Below are 16,141 nucleotides of genomic sequence, written 5' to 3'. Positions count from 1 at the left end.
ATGGCCGACGTCGGGAACCCGCGCGCCCGCTACCGCCGGATCCTGCGCTTCGCCGGCAGGTACATCGCGCAGGCGTGGTGGTACGAGCTCGTCCTGCCCCGGTTCGGCTTCGGCGCGCTCGCCGCGCGCGGCCGCACCCAGCGCCTCCAGAACATCGCCCGCCGGTTCCACGTGCTCGCGGTCCAGTACGGCGGCCTCATGATCAAGGTGGGGCAGTTCCTCTCGTCCCGGCTCGACGTGCTGCCGCCCGAGATCACGAAGGAGCTGGAGGGACTGCAGGACGAGGTCCCTCCGGTCGCCTTCCCCGCGATCCGCGCGCTCGCCGAGGCGGAGCTGGGCATTCCACTGAGCCGCGCGTTCGAGTGGGTCGACGAGACTCCCGTCGCCGCGGCATCCCTCGGCCAAGCGCATCGCGCGCGGCTGACGCCGGCCGACGCGGCTGAGACAGGGTTCGCCGGCGTCGTCGTCAAGGTGCAGCGGCCCGGGATCGAGGAGATCGTCGATGTCGACCTGGCGGCGCTGCGCCGCGTGGCCGGCTGGCTCACCCGTGTGCGGATCGTGCGCGATCACGTCGACCTGCCCGCGCTCGTCGAGGAGTTCGCACACACCAGCCGTCAGGAGATCGACTACCTTCACGAGGCCCAGAATGCGGAGCGCTTCGCGATGGACTTCGCGGGCGACCCGCGCGTCACGGTGCCCGAGATCGCGTGGGAGCGCACGACGCGCCGCGTGCTGACGCTCGCCGACGTCACCGCCATAAAGATCAACGACGTCGAGGGACTCCGGGCTGCGGGCATCGATCCGGCGCAGGTCGCGGTCGAGTTCGCGAACGTGATGTTCGACCAGCTCTTCCTGCGCGGCTTCTTCCACGCCGACCCCCATCCTGGGAACATCTTCGTGACGCCGGTCACGCGGGCCGTCGGCGACTCCCGGCATCCCTGGACCCTCACCTTCATCGACTTCGGCATGATGGGCGAGGTCCCCGACAAGCTGCGCCACAACCTGCAGCAGCTGATGATCGCGGTCGCCTCGCGCAACAGCGCGCAGATGATCGACAGCATCCGTGCCGTCGGCGTGCTCCTCCCGTCGGCGGACACGGTCGAGCTCGAGCGCGCGATGACGGCGCTGTTCGGGCGCTTCGGGGGCATGGGGTTCGCGGAGCTGCAGGAGGTCGACCCGCGCGAGTTCCGCCAGTTCGCCAAGGAGTTCGGCGACGTGATGCGGTCGCTGCCGTTCCAGCTGCCCGAGAACTTCCTGCTCATCATCCGCGCGGTCTCGCTCACCAGCGGCATGTGCAGCTCGCTCGACCCCGCCTTCAACGTGTGGGACGCCGTCGAGCCGTATGCCGCGCGCCTGCTGCGCGACGAGCGCGGCAACGCCGCGAAGGCGATCGCGCAGGAGGCAGTGTCGACCGCCGGCGTCATGGCCCGGCTGCCGCGTCGCCTGGACGACATGGTGACGCGCATCGAGGACGGGCGCCTGGTCGCCGACGTTCCCAAGCTCGACCGGTGGCTGCGCCGTCTCGAGCGCCTGATCAGGCGCGTCGTGGCGGCCGTGCTGTTCGCCGGGCTGCTGATCAGCGGGGCAGTGCTGCGCGCCGAAGACCTCACGATCGGCACCGTGCTCATGATCGGCTCGCTCGTGCCGCTGCTGTACGCGCTGTTCGCGGGCTTCTCAGGCAGTCGCGGCCCGCAGGGCTGAGCGCGCATCGGCAGGTCGAGAAGTCGCGTGACGGATGCTGCGCCCCCGGCGCGTCAGCGGCCGTCGAGGTCCGCGATCGCGGCCTCGACCTGCGCCAGCCGAGCGGTCGGGGCGCCGGTGACCTCGATCACCGTGGCGTCACCGAGCAGGTCGGGGTCGTCCGAGAGCTCGAGGAGCGCACCGTCCATGGCCTCGCGCAGCTGCGGATCCTCGTCCGCGGGCACCCTGATGTCTCCACCGAGCGGCAGGATCACGAGCAGATCCACGTGCGCCATCGCGGCCACGGTGAGGTCGAGGGCTCGGGCCGGGTGACCGCCGGGCCGGGACACGCGGCCCAGCTCGTCGAGGGCCGTGAGGTACGCGAGGAAGTCGAGCGGGCCGCGCTCGGCGATGACCTTCGCGCCCTGCTCGAACGCGGTGAGGCGCCGGGCGGAGATGCCGAGCTGGGCGAGGAACAATCCCGCATCGGGCTCGTCGCCTGCCTCATCCAGGAGCTCGTAGGGGTCCGACAGGACCTCGTAGCCGGGGTGTGCCGCCGAGAAGTCGCCGATGAGGGTGCTCTTCCCGCTCGCATGGGTGCCCGAGACCACGATCCGCATGATCGGAGCATACGGGTGGCGCGCGTCCGGCTGGGCAGGCCCCCCACCCGCTACGGTGGCACGCAGGAACTCGTCCTCGGGGGTGCGTGTGGTCTGGGCGGTGATCGTGCGGGTCGCAGATCTGCTGGTGCAGCTCGCCCTGATCTGGCTCGGGCTCCAGATCCTCCTCGTGGACGACATCGAGCCCACCCTTGACGCGCTCGCCGCATGGTGCGCGCTCGGCGGGCTCTACTGGCTGGCATCCGTGGTCGCCGTCGGCGCGAGTGTGAAGCGATCCCGGATCGCCGCCCCGCGGTGGATCGGACAGTTCGACGCTCATCCGGTCGTCGCGGCGATCACCGCGTCCGCGACCTTTCTCGCGAGCGTGGTCGGAATCGTGGCGGCCATCGAGATCGTCGTGCTGCGGGGCGACCCGGACTGGGCAGGCTGGGTGGAGCCGGTCGGCGTACTCGCGATGCTGCTGTCGTGGGGGCTGTACCACTGGGGCTTCGCGCGCATCTACGACCGCCGCTACCGCCTCGCCGCCAATCCGCCGCTGATCTTCCCCGGCACCCGGAACCCGCGCCTGGCAGACTTCGTGTACTTCTCGTTCACGAATGCGACCACGTTCTCGGTGTCGGACGTGCAGGTCGTGACGACACGGATGAGGTGGACCGTGGTGTGGCACACCACGACCAGCTTCTTCCTCAATGCGGTCATCATCGTCCTCGCGTTCAGCACCATCATCAACGCCGACCTGACGGCTCCCTAGACTTTCGAGCACGGGCGCCCGCGCACGGCGCCCTTCACAGGTGAGCAGAGGGAGCGGCGATGCAGCTGGGAATGGTGGGCCTGGGCCGGATGGGCGGCAACATCGTCCGGCGTCTGATGCGGGACGGTCACGAATGCGTCGTGTACGACGTCAGCCCGGACGCCGTGTCCGGACTCGCTGGTGAAGGCGCTGTCGGGTCGGACAGCCTGGCGGATCTCGTCGCCAAGCTCCAGGCGCCGCGCGCCGTCTGGCTCATGATCCCTGCCGGGCTCACCGGCAGAGTCGTGGACGAGGTCGCCGCGCTGCTCGATCCGGGCGACATCATCATCGACGGCGGCAACTCGAACTACCGCGACGACGTGCGCCGTGCGGCCGCCCTGCGCGACAGCGGCATCCATTACGTGGACGTCGGCACGAGCGGCGGCGTGTTCGGCCTCGAACGCGGGTACTGCCTCATGGTCGGCGGGCCCGACGAGGCGTTCGCCCGCATCGAGCCGATCCTGCGCACGATCGCCCCGGGCAGCGGTGAGGTCGAGCGCACGCCGGGGCGCGCCGGGGACTTCGCCCCCGAGGAGCTGGGGTACCTCCACTGCGGGCCGTCCGGCGCCGGCCACTTCGTCAAGATGGTGCACAACGGCATCGAGTACGGGGTGATGGCGGCGCTCGCCGAAGGCCTCAACATCCTCGAGCACGCGGACGCCGGTGTTCAGGAAGCCGAGCACTCCGCCGAGGTCGCCCCGCTCGAGGAGCCCGAGTTCTACCAGTTCACGATCGACACCCCGAAGGTCGCCGAGCTGTGGCGCCGCGGATCCGTGATCTCGTCGTGGCTCCTCGACCTGACCGCGGCGGCGCTCCAGGGCAACCCCACACTCGACGGCCTCGCGGGGCGTGTCTCGGACTCGGGCGAGGGACGCTGGACGGTCAAGGCCGCGGTCGACACGGGCGTGCCGGCGCCGGTGCTCGCAGCATCCCTGTTCGAAAGATTCGCATCGCGCGGCGAGGACCATTTCGCCAACCAGGTGCTCTCGGCCATGCGGTTGCAGTTCGGCGGCCACCAGGAGCTGCCTGCCGGCGACGTGCTCGAGGCGGGCTCGCGCAAGTCGGAGTCGTCCGGCGGCCGTCAGCCAGGGACCGACGGCGCTTCGTGACCAAGGCCGACCTCAAGAAGTCGATCGCGGCGTACACAGCACCGCGCGGGTCGTTCGAGATCGTCGACGTTCCACCGCTGCAGTACCTCATGGTCGACGGCCACGGCGACCCCAACACCTCGGACGAGTACGGCGAGGCCGTGGCGGCGGTGTTCGGGGCCGCCTACAAGCTCAAGTTCCTGAGCAAGGGCGAACTCGGCCGCGACTACGTCGTCATGCCGCTCGAGGGCTTGTGGTGGTCCGACGACATGGCGGCGTTCACGTCGGAGCGCGACAAGTCCCGGTGGAGCTGGACGATGATGAGCCTCGTTCCGGAGTGGCTCGACGGCAGCCATTTCGAACGCGCGCGGGATGCGGCCGCCGCCAAGGGCGGGTCACCCGCCCTGGATCGACTGCGGCTGGCGGAGCTCGCCGAGGGCCGGTGCGTGCAGAGGCTCCACGTCGGGTCGTACGACGACGAGGCGCGGGTGCTCGCCGAGATGCACGAGCGCTTCATTCCCGAAGCAGGGCTGCGCATGCGAGGCCGGCACCACGAGATCTACCTGACCGACGCCCGCCGCACGGCCCCCGAGAAGCTCCGCACGATCCTGCGTCAGCCGGTCGACCCCTCGGGCTGACGTTCAGACGGTCGGCGGCTTCGCCGCGTCGGCCGCCTCCTGCGTCGGGTGGCCGTGGGCGCCCTCCGCCGTGCTGCCAGGACCGCGCGAGATGAGGTTCGTCGCCCAGCGCTCGTTGAAACCTGCCAGGAATCCGACGGCGCCCCAGAAGAACCAGCTCGCGACGTGATCGTCGGGGACGGTGAAGATGCCGGCGAGCAGGCCGCTCTTCAAGAAGAACACCACGGCCGCGGCGAAGAACCAGCCGAGGAAGATGCGGTAGATCGCCGCGCCTCGGGCGGCCGACTCGATCGTGAGATTGTGCATGCGATGCATGCGCAGCATGACGCTCACGCAGGCGCCCGCCGCGCCCGCTCCGACGGCGACCAGCACGTCGCGCAGAGCCTCGCTCTGGTCCACCGGCATCGGCCCATGGCGCCACAGCGTGATGACGGCCACGCCGCCCGCGCCGATGAGCAGGAGGAGGAAGAACGTCATCGTGACGCCGCCGAGCAGGCCTCGCGCGTACCGTCGGCGTGCGATCTCGCCCTCTCTGCGCTGGAGGAAGTCGGCCGCGTAGATGATGCGGCCGTCCAGGGCGGTGAGCTCCGAGGGGTGGGGCCCTGGTCCGTCGAAGCCGATCGCGGCGATTCTCACCGCTTCGTGAACGAGTTCGTCGAGCGTGGCGACGTCTTCGCCGCGCAGGACGAAACGGCCGCGCAGGATGATCTCGTCCAGCCTGCCGAACTGCTGCGGGGCGTTCACGGCGACGATCAGAGCCGCCCTCTGGAACTGCGCGTCGTCCACATGGAGGAGCCCGATCGGCTTCTTCCGCGAAGTCGCTCTCCTGCGTGCGGCCGCGCGTGAACGTGCAGCATCCCGCATCCGTGCGATCTCGAGGGCGAGCCCGGACCTGCCCTCAGGGATCTTGATGCCGACGGTGGGTGGCGCCGGCAGCGTCGCATCAGCCACGATCGCTCTCCCTTGGCCTCGCGGCGCGGGTTGCGCCGCATGCTGTGAGGAGGGTGCCCGTGCGCCCCGTGATACCCCGACGCACGAACGGATGCCGCGACCCGGCCGGGTCGCGGCATCCGTTTCTCGTCTGGCTTACGCCGTCGCGTCGGCGCGCTTGGGGAGCACCCAGCCGGCCCGCGGGAAGTGGCACGTGTAGCCGTTCGGGATGCGGATCAGGTAGTCCTGGTGCTCGGGCTCGGCCTCCCAGAACGGGCCCTCGGGCTCGATCGTGGTGACGGCCTTGCCCGGCCAGAGCCCCGAGGCGTCGACATCGGCGATGGTGTCGCGGGCGACCTCGGCCTGCTCGGGGGAGAGCGGGAAGATCGCGGAGCGGTAGCTCGAGCCGATGTCGTTGCCCTGACGGTTCAGGGTCGACGGGTCGTGGATCTGGAAGAAGAACGCCAGGATGTCGCGATACGTGGTCTTCGTGGGGTCGAAGACGATCTCGACCGCCTCGGCGTGACCCGGGTGCTTGCGGTAGGTCGCGTGAGCGTTCTCGCCGCCGGTGTAGCCGACCCGGGTGGCGAGCACGCCGGGCTGGCGGCGGATCAGGTCCTCCATGCCCCAGAAACAGCCGCCGGCGAGGACCGCAGTCTCGGTGCCGGGGGTGCGGGTGATCTCGCCGGTGTCGAAGGGACCGCTGGTCATGATGCGTGCTCCTGGTTCTCGGTGGTGAAGAGGTGTCGGTAGGCGCCATAGCCCTCGTCCTCGAGCGACGAGGCGGGCACGAAGCGCAGTGCGGCCGAATTCATGCAGTATCTCAGGCCCCCGGCCTGCCGTGGGCCGTCGGGGAAGACGTGACCCAGATGACTGTCGGCGCCCGACGAGCGCACCTCGGTGCGCGGCAGCAGCAGCTTCCAGTCCTTCTTGGTCGAGACGGCGTCGGGCTCGATGGGCTTGGTGAAGCTCGGCCATCCGGTTCCACTGTCGTACTTGTCGGTCGACGAGAAGAGCGGCTGGCCCGAGACGACGTCGACGTAGATGCCGGGCTCGTGGTTGTTCCAGTACGCGTTGCGGAAGGCGGGCTCGGTGCCCTCCTCCTGCGTCACGCGGTACTGGGTGTCGGTGAGGCGGCTGAGCGCCTCGGGGGTCTTGCGGTAGTCGTTGCTCACGATTCCTCCAGTTCGACGCGGCTGGCTGCGGCGTCATAGAGGAGAACGGATGCCTCCCGGGTTTTGGTCCCGCGAACCTGGGAGCGCGCCGTGAGTTCCGTCGCACGCGCCCAACTGCGATCGACCGCGGGGCGATCGAGAGATGTATGCATTCTGCAGGCGTGGAAGGTATTATGCATGCATGGCTGTCACCGTCACGATTCGCAACGTGCCGGACGACGTGCGCGATGAGCTCGCCGCTCGCGCGGCGCGGTCCGGCAGGTCGCTCCAGGAGTACTTGAGCTTCGAACTTCGCCGCCTGGCGACGACGCCGAGTGCTGCCGAGGCCATCGCACGTGCGCGCCTCAATGCGCAGACGTACCCGCAGCTGGAGATGGATGAGATCGTGAGCGCCGTCGATGCCGAACGGCCCTGATGCTCCCGGCATCCTGGTCGTAGATGCGAGCGTCGTGGTCGCGCTCGTCGCAGCACAAGCCGCACGCACGGCGACGCTCGCGGGCCGGATCGGCAGTGCGAGCCTGCATGCGCCGGCCATCCTCCCGATCGAAGTGGACAGCGCGCTTCGTGGCCTCGAGCGCGGAGGGCGGCTCAGTGCGGCGCAGGCGTCGGCAGCACGTCTGCATGCCCACGCTCTTCCGATCGAGCTGTGGCCATGGGAGCTGCTCGCTGATCGGGCGTGGGCCTTGCGGGCGAACCTTTCGACCTACGACGCCGGCTACGTCGCGCTCGCCGAGCGACTCGGTGGGACTCTTCTCACCGGCGATCGGCGCATCGCCTCGGCCCGCGTCGCGGGGTGCCCCATCGAGGTCGTCCGCATCTGAACTCGGGCTCAGGCCGAGCCGAGCTCTCCGCTGAGGCGGCCATGGAAGCGGGCCGCAGCATCCGTCATCCCGTACAGCTCGACGGTCGTTCCGCGCGCCTCGTACTTCGTGACGATGGCATCGAGGGCGGCGACCGTCGAGGCGTCCCAGACGTGGGTGCGCGAGAGGTCGATGACGACGTGCGGCGGATCGGCAGCGTACTCGAACTGCGTGGTGAGGTCGTTGCTCGACGCGAAGAAGAGCTCGCCGTCCACGCGGTACCGGGCGGTGTCGCCGTCGACCTCGCGCGTCACGGTCGTGAAGTGCGCGACGCGGCGGGCGAACAGCACCATGGCGGCGAGCACGCCGAGGATCACGCCGACGGCGAGGTTGTGGGTCCAGACCGTGGCCACGACGGTCACGAGCATCACGAGGGTCTCGCTCCGCGGCAGCCGCTTCAGCGTCGACGGACGGACGCTGTGCCAGTCGAACGTCATGACCGACACCACGATCATCACGGCGACAAGGGCCGCCATCGGGATGAGTCCCACGATGTCGCCGAGGGCGACCACGAGGATCAGCACCCACACGCCCGCCATGAACGTCGAGATCCTCGTGCGACCGCCGGACGTCTTCACGTTGATCATCGTCTGGCCGATCATCGCGCAGCCGCCGGTGCCGCCGAGGAACGCCGACGCGATGTTGGCGACGCCGAGTCCCCACGCCTCACGGGTCTTGCGTGAGCGGGTGTCGGTGATGTCGTCGACGAGCTTCGCGGTCATCAGCGACTCGAGGAGCCCCACCAGCGCGGCGGCGAACGCGTACGGCGCGACGATCTGCAGCGTCTCCCACGTCAGCGGGACGTTCGGGATGAGGAGCTCCGGAAGGCTCCGGGGCAGTTCGCCCTGGTCGGCGACGTTCGGCACCGCCGAGAGCCCGAACGCCACGACGACCGCGGTCAGCGCCACGATCGCGATGAGCGGTGCGGGGATCGCGCGCGTGACGCGCGGCCAGACGAACAGGATGCCGAGACCCACGGCGACGAGCACGTACACCGCCCAGGGCACGTCGACGAGCTGCGGCATCTGCGACAGGAAGATCAGGATCGCGAGGGCGTTCACGAAGCCGACCATGACGCTGCGCGGAATGAACCTCATGAGCCGGGCGACGCCCAGCACCGCGAACAGCACCTGGATGACGCCCGCCAGCGCGATGGTGACGATGAGATAGTCCGAGCCGTACTCGCGCGCGACGGGTGCGATCACCAGCGCGACCGCCCCGGCAGCGGCGGTGATCATGGCCGGACGCCCGCCGGTGAACGCGATGACGACGGCGAGCACGAACGATGAGAACAGTCCGACGCGTGGGTCGACGCCCGCGACGACCGAGAAGGCGATCGCTTCGGGGATGAGGGCGAGCGCGACGACGAGGCCGGCGATGACCTCGCGGGTCAGCAGACCCGGGTGCCGCAGCGCGTGCAGCACGGTCGGCCGGCTGCCGGAGCGATCGGCGGATTCGCTGACGGCGGACACGGGCGCTCCTCGGATATCGCGCGCACCGTTGCGCCCGCAGGGGGTGGATGAGGGGAGGGACGCCGCGACCCGCGCGGCCCTTCGACTCTAGCCGCGTCCCCGAGGACGCCACCGATCTTCGAGCCCTCCGGGTCGATCGTGCGGAGTGACGTGACGGCCGATGTCGACCTCCGGGTTCACAGGGCATCTGCCCGGTGAGCCGGCGTACCGCCGGCTCACCGCGGGAGGGTCCCCGCGATGACGGTGGGAATCATCGCCGCGCCGGGGATGCGGCCGACGGCGTCGCGCATTCGTGATGGGAGAGCGGATGCCGCGGGTCGAGCATCCGCGGCCGAATGGTGGAGTGCTCCCGGCCTCTCGTCAAGGGGGTGACAGCTGTTCACCCCGCCGGCCTACAGTCGCTCGAGTGGTGGACCGAGTCAGCGCCCAGCCCGACCACTCGGGTTTTCGCGCCGATATCCAAGGACTGCGTGCGATCGCAGTCGGGTCGGTCCTGCTCTATCACGCGGGAGTGCCGTTCCTGCCCGGCGGTTACGTCGGCGTGGACGTCTTCTTCGTCATCTCGGGCTTCCTCATCACGTCCCACCTCCTGGGACAGCTGGAGAGCCACGGCACGCTGAGGTTCGGGGAGTTCTACGCGCGACGCGCGCGACGCATCCTGCCGGCGTCCTTCGTCGTGCTCACGCTCTCGGTGGCAGCCGCGCTCATCTGGTATCCACCGCTGCTGATGAAGGACCTCTGGGCGGCCGCCGTCGCCACGGCGCTCTACGTGCCGAACTACTTCTTCGCCTCTGCGAACTCGGACTACCTCGCCGAGTCGTCGAACCCGTCGCTGTTCCAGCACTACTGGTCGCTCGGCGTCGAGGAGCAGTTCTATCTCCTGTGGCCGGCGCTGCTCGCGCTGGTCTGGGTGCTGGCCCGGTCGCGACGCGCGCTGCTGGGGGTGCTCATCGGGGTGGTGGCCGCGTCGTTCGCGCTCTGCGTGTGGCTCACGTTCACCGCGCAGCCGTGGGCGTTCTTCTCGCTCCCCTCGCGCGCGTGGGAGCTCTGCGTCGGGGGCTCGTGGCCGTGCTGCTGCAGCGGCGGCCCGGGATCGTGGGGGAGCGGGGGGCCGCTCTCCTCGGGTGGGCGGGCATCGCGGCGGTCGCGGCGTCCGTGTCCTTCTTCTCGCCCGAGACGCTCTTCCCCGGCGCGGCGGCCGCCCTTCCCGTGCTCGGCACGGCTGCCGTGATCGCGGCGGGCGAGTCGCGGCTTGGACCGACTCGGATGCTGTCCGCCCGCGGCATGGTGTTCCTCGGAACGATCTCGTACTCGCTGTACCTCGTGCACTGGCCGGCGATCGTCCTCCCCGGCACCGCGCTGCCGGGGGAGCTCCCGCTGTGGATGACGCTGCTGATCGCGGTCGCGTGCGTGCCTGTCGCGTGGCTGCTCTACCGGTTCGTCGAGGACCCGGTGCGGCGGACACCGCTGCTCACGAAGCGGCGGGCGCGCGTCACGCTGGCGGGCGCGCTGGCGGGCTCGCTCGCGTGCCTCGGCCTCGCCAGCGCCGCGTACGCGGTGGCCGACACCCGGTCGCTGCACGCGGAGCGCGCGGCGTCGAGCACCGTCATCGCCGACGCCCCGCGCGGCACCGACTTCGTGCCCGACAACCTCGCGCCCGCGCTGCGGGACGCGCGCGACAGTCTCCCCGAGGTCTACGACGACGGCTGCATGCTGGGCATCGCCTCCACGGACGCCGAGGGCTGCGTGTACGGGGATCCCGCGGCGCCACGCATCGTGCTGTTCGGCGACTCGCACGCCGCGCAGTGGTTCCCGGCGCTCGAGGGCTTCGCCACCTCGGCGGGGTACTCCGTCGAGGTGCACACGAAGAGCTCATGCCCCGCCGCCGACATCGAGTCGCTGCGCCGCGGTGCGCCGTACCCGCAGTGCCCCGAATGGCGCGATGCCGTGATCGACCGCATCAACGCCTCGCCGCCTGCTCTGGTGGTCCTGGCGACGTTCACCGACCCCGAGCTCGCCCCGGGCGTCGACGACGACGCGAAGACGTGGGCGGCGGCATTCGGCCGCACGCTCGACGCGATCGACGCGCCCGTCGCGATGATGGCCGACACCCCCGACATGCGTGAGGATCCGGCGCCCTGCCTGTCGGCGCACCTGTCCGACGCCGCGGCCTGCGCGCAACCGCGGACGGTCGCGCTCGAAGGACCCGCGCGTCAGGGCGAGGCTACGGCGGCCGCGAAGCGCGGCATCCCGCTCGTCGACCTCAACGAGTACCTCTGCGACGCCGACGCCTGCCCGCCGATCATCGGCAACACGCTCGTCTACCGCGACTCGCACCACCTCACCGCCGCCATCAGCGCCGACATGGCCCACGTGCTCGGCAGGGCGCTGCAGCCCCTGCTGCCGCCTCATGCAGGAGGGTGACTGCGACGGCACTCCGCCACCGGCCGGTCGGCCGTTGCGCGCGGCCCCTCGCGCCCGCGACGATGGGGACATGCGCGCGGTCATGTACGAGCGGTACGGGTCGCCCGAGCGGCTCGAGCTGCGCGACATCCCCCGGCCGGTGCCCGGCGCCGGCGAGGTGCTCGTGGAGGTCTTCGCGACGTCGGTCAACCTGTCGGATTGGGAAGGGCTGCACGGCAGCCCGGCTTACGCCCGGCTCGGCGGGCTGTTCCGGCCGCACCGCGGGATCCTCGGCTCCGACATCGCCGGCCGGGTCGCGGCCGGCGGCGACGGCGCGACCCGCTTCGCGGTCGGCGACGCGGTGTTCGGCGACATCATGCCTCGGTACGGAGGGTTCGCCGAGTTCGTCGCCGTGCCCGAGTCGATGCTCGCTCCCAAGCCCGTGCAGCTGTCGTTCGCCGAGGCGGCCGCTCTTCCGCAGGCCGCGGCGATCGCGACGCACGCCGTCGCACTGGCGGAGCCGGGAGCACGGATGCTGCTCAACGGCGCCGGCGGAGGATCGGGGAGCCTGGCGATCCAGCTCGCGGTCCAGCAGGGCGTGCACGTGACGGCGGTCGACAACGCCGGCAAGCTCGACTTCCTTCGCGCGCTCGGCGCGGACGAGGTGATCGACTACCGCCGCGACGACTTCACCCGACAGGGGCCGTACGACCTCATCGTCGACCTCGTCGCCCGCCGTTCGGTGTTCGCCTACGCCCGCGCGCTCGCGAAGGACGGCCGGTGCGTGATGGTGGGCGGAACGGCAAGGACACTGGTACGGATGCTGACCGCCGGCGCGCTTGTCGGGGTCCTCACCCGCAAGCACCTGGGTGTGCTCTTCGTGCGCCAGGGGCCTTCCGCGTTCGTGCCGGTCGCCGAACGCTGCGCGGCAGGAGAGGTGCAGGTGCACATCGATCGCGTGTTCCCGCTCGACCAGGTCCCCGAGGCTCTCGCGTGGCACGGTGAGGGCCGCGCCCTCGGCAAGGTCGTGGTGGCGGTGCGCAGGGAGTGACCCATCAGGGGTGCCAGGCTGCGGTTACCAGTTCGGCGCGGAGCATGTCAACGGGCAGACGGATCCGGGTGGCGATGCATAACCTGGCGGAGCAACACAAGCAGTTCAACGCGTAGCGGTCGAGCTTCGGCGTTCGGGTCGCCGTACCGTCTCCCGTCGACGCGTGATGGTCCCGGTGGGAGGGCAACCCACCGGGACCATCTTCTTCGTCTGGGACTGCGGATGCCGGGTGCCGAGGCATCCGAGCGGCATTAGCCTGTCGGCATGCACCGGATCTTCACGATCAGCTTCGCCTCGGTCTACCCGCTCTACGTCACGAAGGTCGAGAAGAAGGGACGCACGACCGCGGAGCTCGACGAGGTCATCGAGTGGCTCACGGGATTCGACGACGCGGAGCTGAAGCAGCACATCGACGAGCACACGACCTTCGAGGACTTCTTCGCGGACGCCGACCTCAACCCGAACGCCTCGCTCATCACCGGCGTCATCTGCGGCATGCGCGTCGAGGAGATCGAGGACCCGTTGATGCAGAAGATCCGCTACCTCGACAAGCTCGTCGACGAACTCGCCCGCGGCAAGTCGATGGAGAAGATCCTCCGCGCCGCCTGATCGACCGGGTCGACGCCCACCTCGACGCCGTCGAGCCAGCGGCGTACGCGGCCGGCGTCGTCGACGATCAGGCCGGTCGTCGGGCCCGCGCGTCCGATCCACCCGAGGTCGTCGAATCCGGCCACGACAGCCGCGGTGGCCCAGACATCGGCATGGGCGAGGCTCGCCGACACCACCGTCGCCGACGCGGCTCCCGCCGCCGCGCGGCCGGATCTCGGATCGATGATGTGCGCGCCACGCTCCGCGCTCCCCGAGGTGGCCACGGCTCCATCGCGCACGGGCACGGTGGCGAGCACCCGCGCCCGGTCGGCGGGATCGACGATCGCGACGTTCCAGGTCCAATCGGCTCCCGGCGCGGTGAGGAGCTGAAGGTCGCCGCCGGCGTTGATCCCCGCCGCGACCACGCCGGGATGATCGAGCAGCGGGGCGAGGTGCGTGCGGGCGGTCCGCTCCGCGGCCCATCCTTTGACATACCCGGTCGGATCGAACACCCCGGCCCACGTCGCGGTGAACAGGCCGCCGGTGTCGGACTCTGCCTGCGCGCATGCCTGGGCGACCTCGGCGACCCAGGGCGAGGCATCCACCATCGCGAGCTCGCCGCGCGCCACGCGCAGCAGATCGGAGTCGTCGCGATACGGCGAGAAGACCCGATCCACGAGGCGCAGCTCGTCGAAGAGGGCGGCGGTGGCGGCGGCGAACACGTGAGAGTCGACGTCACCGATCACGTGCACGCTGATCGCCGTGCCCATGATGTCGGCGACCTCCACATGCCGGTGCGGACGCTTCATGCCCGTGCCTGGTCGATCGCGCTCTGCAGCGACTGCAGGTAGCCCTGGCTGGTGTACGTCGCGCCCGACACCATGTCGATGTCGGCGGACTGGGCCGCGGTGGTCTCGGCGACGAGCACGGGGAGTGCGCGCTGGTTGATCTGGCGGTCGCGAGGGTTTCCCGACGGGTACTCCGGCACCTGCACGTCGGTGATCTGCCCGCCCGAGACGCTGATCTGCACCTGGACGGGGCCGAAGCGGGTGTTCGCCGACGAGCCCGTGTAGGTGCCGTCGGAGAGTCCCGTGGACGACCCGGAGCCCGCGTCCGAGCCCGTCGCCCCGGATGTCGAATCGCCGGAGCCCGCGTCGGTCTCGGCCCCGCTGCCGGTCTGAGTGCCGGTGTCGGTCTCGCTTTCGGTGCCACTGCCGTCGCTCCGTGTCGAGCCGGATGAGCTCGACGAGGTGCTCGCGGTGTCTGCGGCGACCGGTTGGATCGCGTCGATGTGCGAGGTGCGGTAGCTGAACAGCAGCACCAGGCCGCTGACGGTGGCGAGGACGGCGTAGACGATCTTCTTCATCTCGGACTCCTGGAAGGGTGCATGACGGCCTCAGATCGTGAAGGACTCGGTGTGGATGCGGGCCGGCGCGACCCCGGCTGCACGCACGTCGCGAGTGACGGCATCCATCCACGGCTGCGGACCGCAGACGAACACGTCGTAATCGGCGAGGTCGGGCGCGAGGTGGCGGAGGGCATCGGCGCCGTTCCATGCGACGTGGGACGCGGGCAGCCACGGCGTTGCGGACGACGCGCGCGGTCCGTCGAGAGGAACGTGCCGCAGTCCGCGATCACGCACGAGCGCTGCGATGGCGGCGCCCCGCAGCGCGGCGTCAGGAGTCGAGTCGCGGGTCACGAGCGTGGCCTCGCCCGCAGCGAACGGCTCGGACTCCAGCAGCGACACGAGTGGTGCGACCCCGGCCCCGGCGCCGACCAGGAGCAGCTTGCGCCCGCAGCGTGCCTCTCCGGTCATCCGGCCGTACGGACCCTCGACGAGCACCCGCGTGCCGGGGCGAAGCCCGGCGAGCCGTGCGGTGCCGTCCCCGACGATCCGCGCCGAGATGGCGAGCTCGTCGCCGCGGGGTGCGGCCGAGAGGGAGAACGGATGGCCGCGCGACCACCCCGGGCCGTCGAGGAAGCGCCAGACGAAGAACTGGCCGCCACGTGGGGCGAGGCGATCGAGCCGGCGTCCGCGCATCCGCACGGTCACCCCGCCGGAGCCGTCGGCCTCGACCGCGGCGACCCGCAGGCCGTGCCGGATCGACTGTGCCGCCGGAACCCCGAGGCGGAACACGACGATCGCGGCCGCCGCGAGCGCCCACAGGGTCCACCAATAGACGGTCGCCCACGCGGACGCCGTGAAGTCGGCGCCGGCCCACAGCTGGTGCGGCAGTGCGATGCCGACGCCGACATACGCGTACAGGTGGAGCAGGTGCCACGACTCGTACCGCAGCCGGCGCCGTGCCCGCCGGATCGACGTGACCGCGACGAGCACGATGAGCACGGCGCCCGCCGTCGCGAGCAGCATGCCGGGGTAGTCCCACACGAACTCCCACAGCTGCACGAACGGGTTGACCTGTGCGACCGCCGCGTAGCCGGCGACCAGCAGCGCGATGTGCGCGAGCATGAGCCAGAACGACCAGAACCCGACGACGCGGTGCATCCTCGTGATGCCGTCGCGTCCGAATCCCCGTTCGAACAGCGGCACCCGCGCCATGAGCAGCACCTGGTACAGCAGCAGGTTCGCCGCGACCAGGCCGCACAGGCGCCCCACCGCGTTGAGCGCTTCCGCGCCCTCTCCGAGGACCGCGTCGACTCCACCGCCGGACACCCACAGGGCCGCCACGAACAGGCTCGTCAGCCAGATGACGGCGATCGCGCCGGCATTCCACGCGGCAGCGCGGCGGCGCCCTGCGGCGAGGGACGGACGCCGCAGCGCGAGCGGTGCGGTCGGTGACGCGATCGTAGCCATGGCTGCTCCTCAGGGTTGGTCGGCGGAGGAG

18 protein-coding genes are annotated in these 16,141 nt (G+C 70.6%); 10 read left to right on the top strand and 8 right to left on the bottom strand.

Annotation, left to right across the window (positions count from 1 at the left end; all coding sequences use genetic code 11):
- Nucleotides 1-1,701, top strand: a complete 1,701-nt coding sequence (locus tag RS82_RS13365; protein WP_045300243.1) for an ABC1 kinase family protein — start codon at nucleotides 1-3, stop codon at nucleotides 1,699-1,701.
- Nucleotides 1,702-1,754: 53 nt separating this feature from the next.
- Here the strand turns inward: RS82_RS13365 and RS82_RS13360 are convergent, their stop codons facing one another.
- Nucleotides 1,755-2,300 carry a DEAD/DEAH box helicase family protein gene (locus RS82_RS13360; RefSeq protein WP_045300241.1) on the bottom strand — a complete coding sequence of 182 codons (546 nt, stop codon included), beginning with the start codon at nucleotides 2,298-2,300 and terminating at the stop codon, nucleotides 1,755-1,757.
- Between the two features lie 106 nt (nucleotides 2,301-2,406).
- Between RS82_RS13360 and RS82_RS13355 the strand changes: the two genes are divergently transcribed.
- Genes RS82_RS13355 through RS82_RS13345 form a run of 3 tightly spaced genes read left to right on the top strand, consistent with a single transcriptional unit; the run spans nucleotide 2,407 to nucleotide 4,816 of the window.
- The gene (locus RS82_RS13355; protein WP_211255934.1) at nucleotides 2,407-3,051 is read left to right on the top strand and encodes a DUF1345 domain-containing protein; all 645 of its coding nucleotides are present in this window, start codon (nucleotides 2,407-2,409) and stop codon (nucleotides 3,049-3,051) included.
- A 59-nt stretch (nucleotides 3,052-3,110) separates the two neighbouring features.
- Complete coding sequence (gene gnd, locus RS82_RS13350; RefSeq protein WP_045300237.1) at nucleotides 3,111-4,199, top strand: phosphogluconate dehydrogenase (NAD(+)-dependent, decarboxylating); 1,089 nt, start codon at nucleotides 3,111-3,113, stop codon at nucleotides 4,197-4,199.
- Nucleotides 4,196-4,816: a GyrI-like domain-containing protein gene (locus tag RS82_RS13345; RefSeq protein WP_045300235.1), complete on the top strand. Its 621-nt coding sequence runs from the start codon at nucleotides 4,196-4,198 to the stop codon at nucleotides 4,814-4,816. The genes gnd and RS82_RS13345 overlap by 4 nt, the downstream gene beginning before the upstream one ends.
- A gap of 3 nt (nucleotides 4,817-4,819) precedes the next feature.
- On the opposite strand, the gene RS82_RS13340 is transcribed toward RS82_RS13345, so the two are convergent.
- The 3 genes from RS82_RS13340 to msrB form a co-directional block, all read right to left on the bottom strand.
- Entirely contained in the window at nucleotides 4,820-5,767 is a 948-nt protein-coding gene (locus RS82_RS13340) for a hypothetical protein (protein WP_157005573.1), read from the bottom strand.
- A 135-nt stretch (nucleotides 5,768-5,902) separates the two neighbouring features.
- Complete coding sequence (msrA, locus tag RS82_RS13335) at nucleotides 5,903-6,457, bottom strand: peptide-methionine (S)-S-oxide reductase MsrA (protein WP_045300231.1); 555 nt, start codon at nucleotides 6,455-6,457, stop codon at nucleotides 5,903-5,905.
- The gene (gene msrB, locus RS82_RS13330) at nucleotides 6,454-6,921 is read right to left on the bottom strand and encodes a peptide-methionine (R)-S-oxide reductase MsrB (protein WP_045300229.1); all 468 of its coding nucleotides are present in this window, start codon (nucleotides 6,919-6,921) and stop codon (nucleotides 6,454-6,456) included. Before msrB ends, msrA begins: the two co-directional genes overlap by 4 nt.
- Nucleotides 6,922-7,102: 181 nt before the next feature.
- Here msrB and RS82_RS13325 point away from each other — a divergent pair, with 181 nt between their 5' ends.
- Together RS82_RS13325 and RS82_RS13320 are read left to right on the top strand one after the other, a co-directional pair.
- The gene (locus RS82_RS13325) at nucleotides 7,103-7,336 is read left to right on the top strand and encodes a FitA-like ribbon-helix-helix domain-containing protein (protein ID WP_045300227.1); all 234 of its coding nucleotides are present in this window, start codon (nucleotides 7,103-7,105) and stop codon (nucleotides 7,334-7,336) included.
- Nucleotides 7,320-7,742: a type II toxin-antitoxin system VapC family toxin gene (locus RS82_RS13320; protein ID WP_157005571.1), complete on the top strand. Its 423-nt coding sequence runs from the start codon at nucleotides 7,320-7,322 to the stop codon at nucleotides 7,740-7,742. The genes RS82_RS13325 and RS82_RS13320 overlap by 17 nt, the downstream gene beginning before the upstream one ends.
- 8 nt (nucleotides 7,743-7,750) lie before the next feature.
- Here the strand turns inward: RS82_RS13320 and RS82_RS13315 are convergent, their stop codons facing one another.
- Nucleotides 7,751-9,253: a SulP family inorganic anion transporter gene (locus RS82_RS13315; protein WP_045300225.1), complete on the bottom strand. Its 1,503-nt coding sequence runs from the start codon at nucleotides 9,251-9,253 to the stop codon at nucleotides 7,751-7,753.
- Nucleotides 9,254-9,659: 406 nt separating this feature from the next.
- Between RS82_RS13315 and RS82_RS21860 the strand changes: the two genes are divergently transcribed.
- The 4 genes from RS82_RS21860 (at nucleotide 9,660) to RS82_RS13300 (ending at nucleotide 13,316) form a co-directional block, all read left to right on the top strand.
- Complete coding sequence (locus RS82_RS21860) at nucleotides 9,660-10,484, top strand: acyltransferase family protein (RefSeq protein WP_245619611.1); 825 nt, start codon at nucleotides 9,660-9,662, stop codon at nucleotides 10,482-10,484.
- Complete coding sequence (locus RS82_RS21855) at nucleotides 10,409-11,677, top strand: acyltransferase family protein (protein ID WP_245619610.1); 1,269 nt, start codon at nucleotides 10,409-10,411, stop codon at nucleotides 11,675-11,677. Before RS82_RS21860 ends, RS82_RS21855 begins: the two co-directional genes overlap by 76 nt.
- A 70-nt stretch (nucleotides 11,678-11,747) precedes the next feature.
- A complete protein-coding gene (locus tag RS82_RS13305; RefSeq protein WP_045300223.1) occupies nucleotides 11,748-12,707 on the top strand; it encodes an NAD(P)-dependent alcohol dehydrogenase in 960 nt (319 codons plus the stop codon).
- A 264-nt stretch (nucleotides 12,708-12,971) separates the two neighbouring features.
- Complete coding sequence (locus tag RS82_RS13300; protein WP_045300220.1) at nucleotides 12,972-13,316, top strand: DUF2200 domain-containing protein; 345 nt, start codon at nucleotides 12,972-12,974, stop codon at nucleotides 13,314-13,316.
- On the opposite strand, the gene RS82_RS13295 is transcribed toward RS82_RS13300, so the two are convergent.
- Genes RS82_RS13295 through RS82_RS13285 form a run of 3 tightly spaced genes read right to left on the bottom strand, consistent with a single transcriptional unit; the run spans nucleotide 13,247 to nucleotide 16,110 of the window.
- Nucleotides 13,247-14,104 carry an FAD:protein FMN transferase gene (locus tag RS82_RS13295; protein ID WP_084695640.1) on the bottom strand — a complete coding sequence of 286 codons (858 nt, stop codon included), beginning with the start codon at nucleotides 14,102-14,104 and terminating at the stop codon, nucleotides 13,247-13,249. The two genes, RS82_RS13300 and RS82_RS13295, sit on opposite strands and share 70 nt — an antisense overlap.
- Nucleotides 14,101-14,661 carry an FMN-binding protein gene (locus RS82_RS13290; protein WP_045300218.1) on the bottom strand — a complete coding sequence of 187 codons (561 nt, stop codon included), beginning with the start codon at nucleotides 14,659-14,661 and terminating at the stop codon, nucleotides 14,101-14,103. Before RS82_RS13290 ends, RS82_RS13295 begins: the two co-directional genes overlap by 4 nt.
- A 30-nt stretch (nucleotides 14,662-14,691) precedes the next feature.
- A complete protein-coding gene (locus RS82_RS13285) occupies nucleotides 14,692-16,110 on the bottom strand; it encodes a ferredoxin reductase family protein (protein ID WP_052676832.1) in 1,419 nt (472 codons plus the stop codon).
- Nucleotides 16,111-16,141 lie beyond the last annotated feature (31 nt).

The organism is Microbacterium trichothecenolyticum, from assembly GCF_000956465.1.
Lineage (GTDB): Bacteria > Actinomycetota > Actinomycetes > Actinomycetales > Microbacteriaceae > Microbacterium > Microbacterium trichothecenolyticum.
The sequence above is the reverse complement of the archived record's forward strand: the minus strand, read 5'-3'. Positions and strand labels throughout refer to the sequence as shown.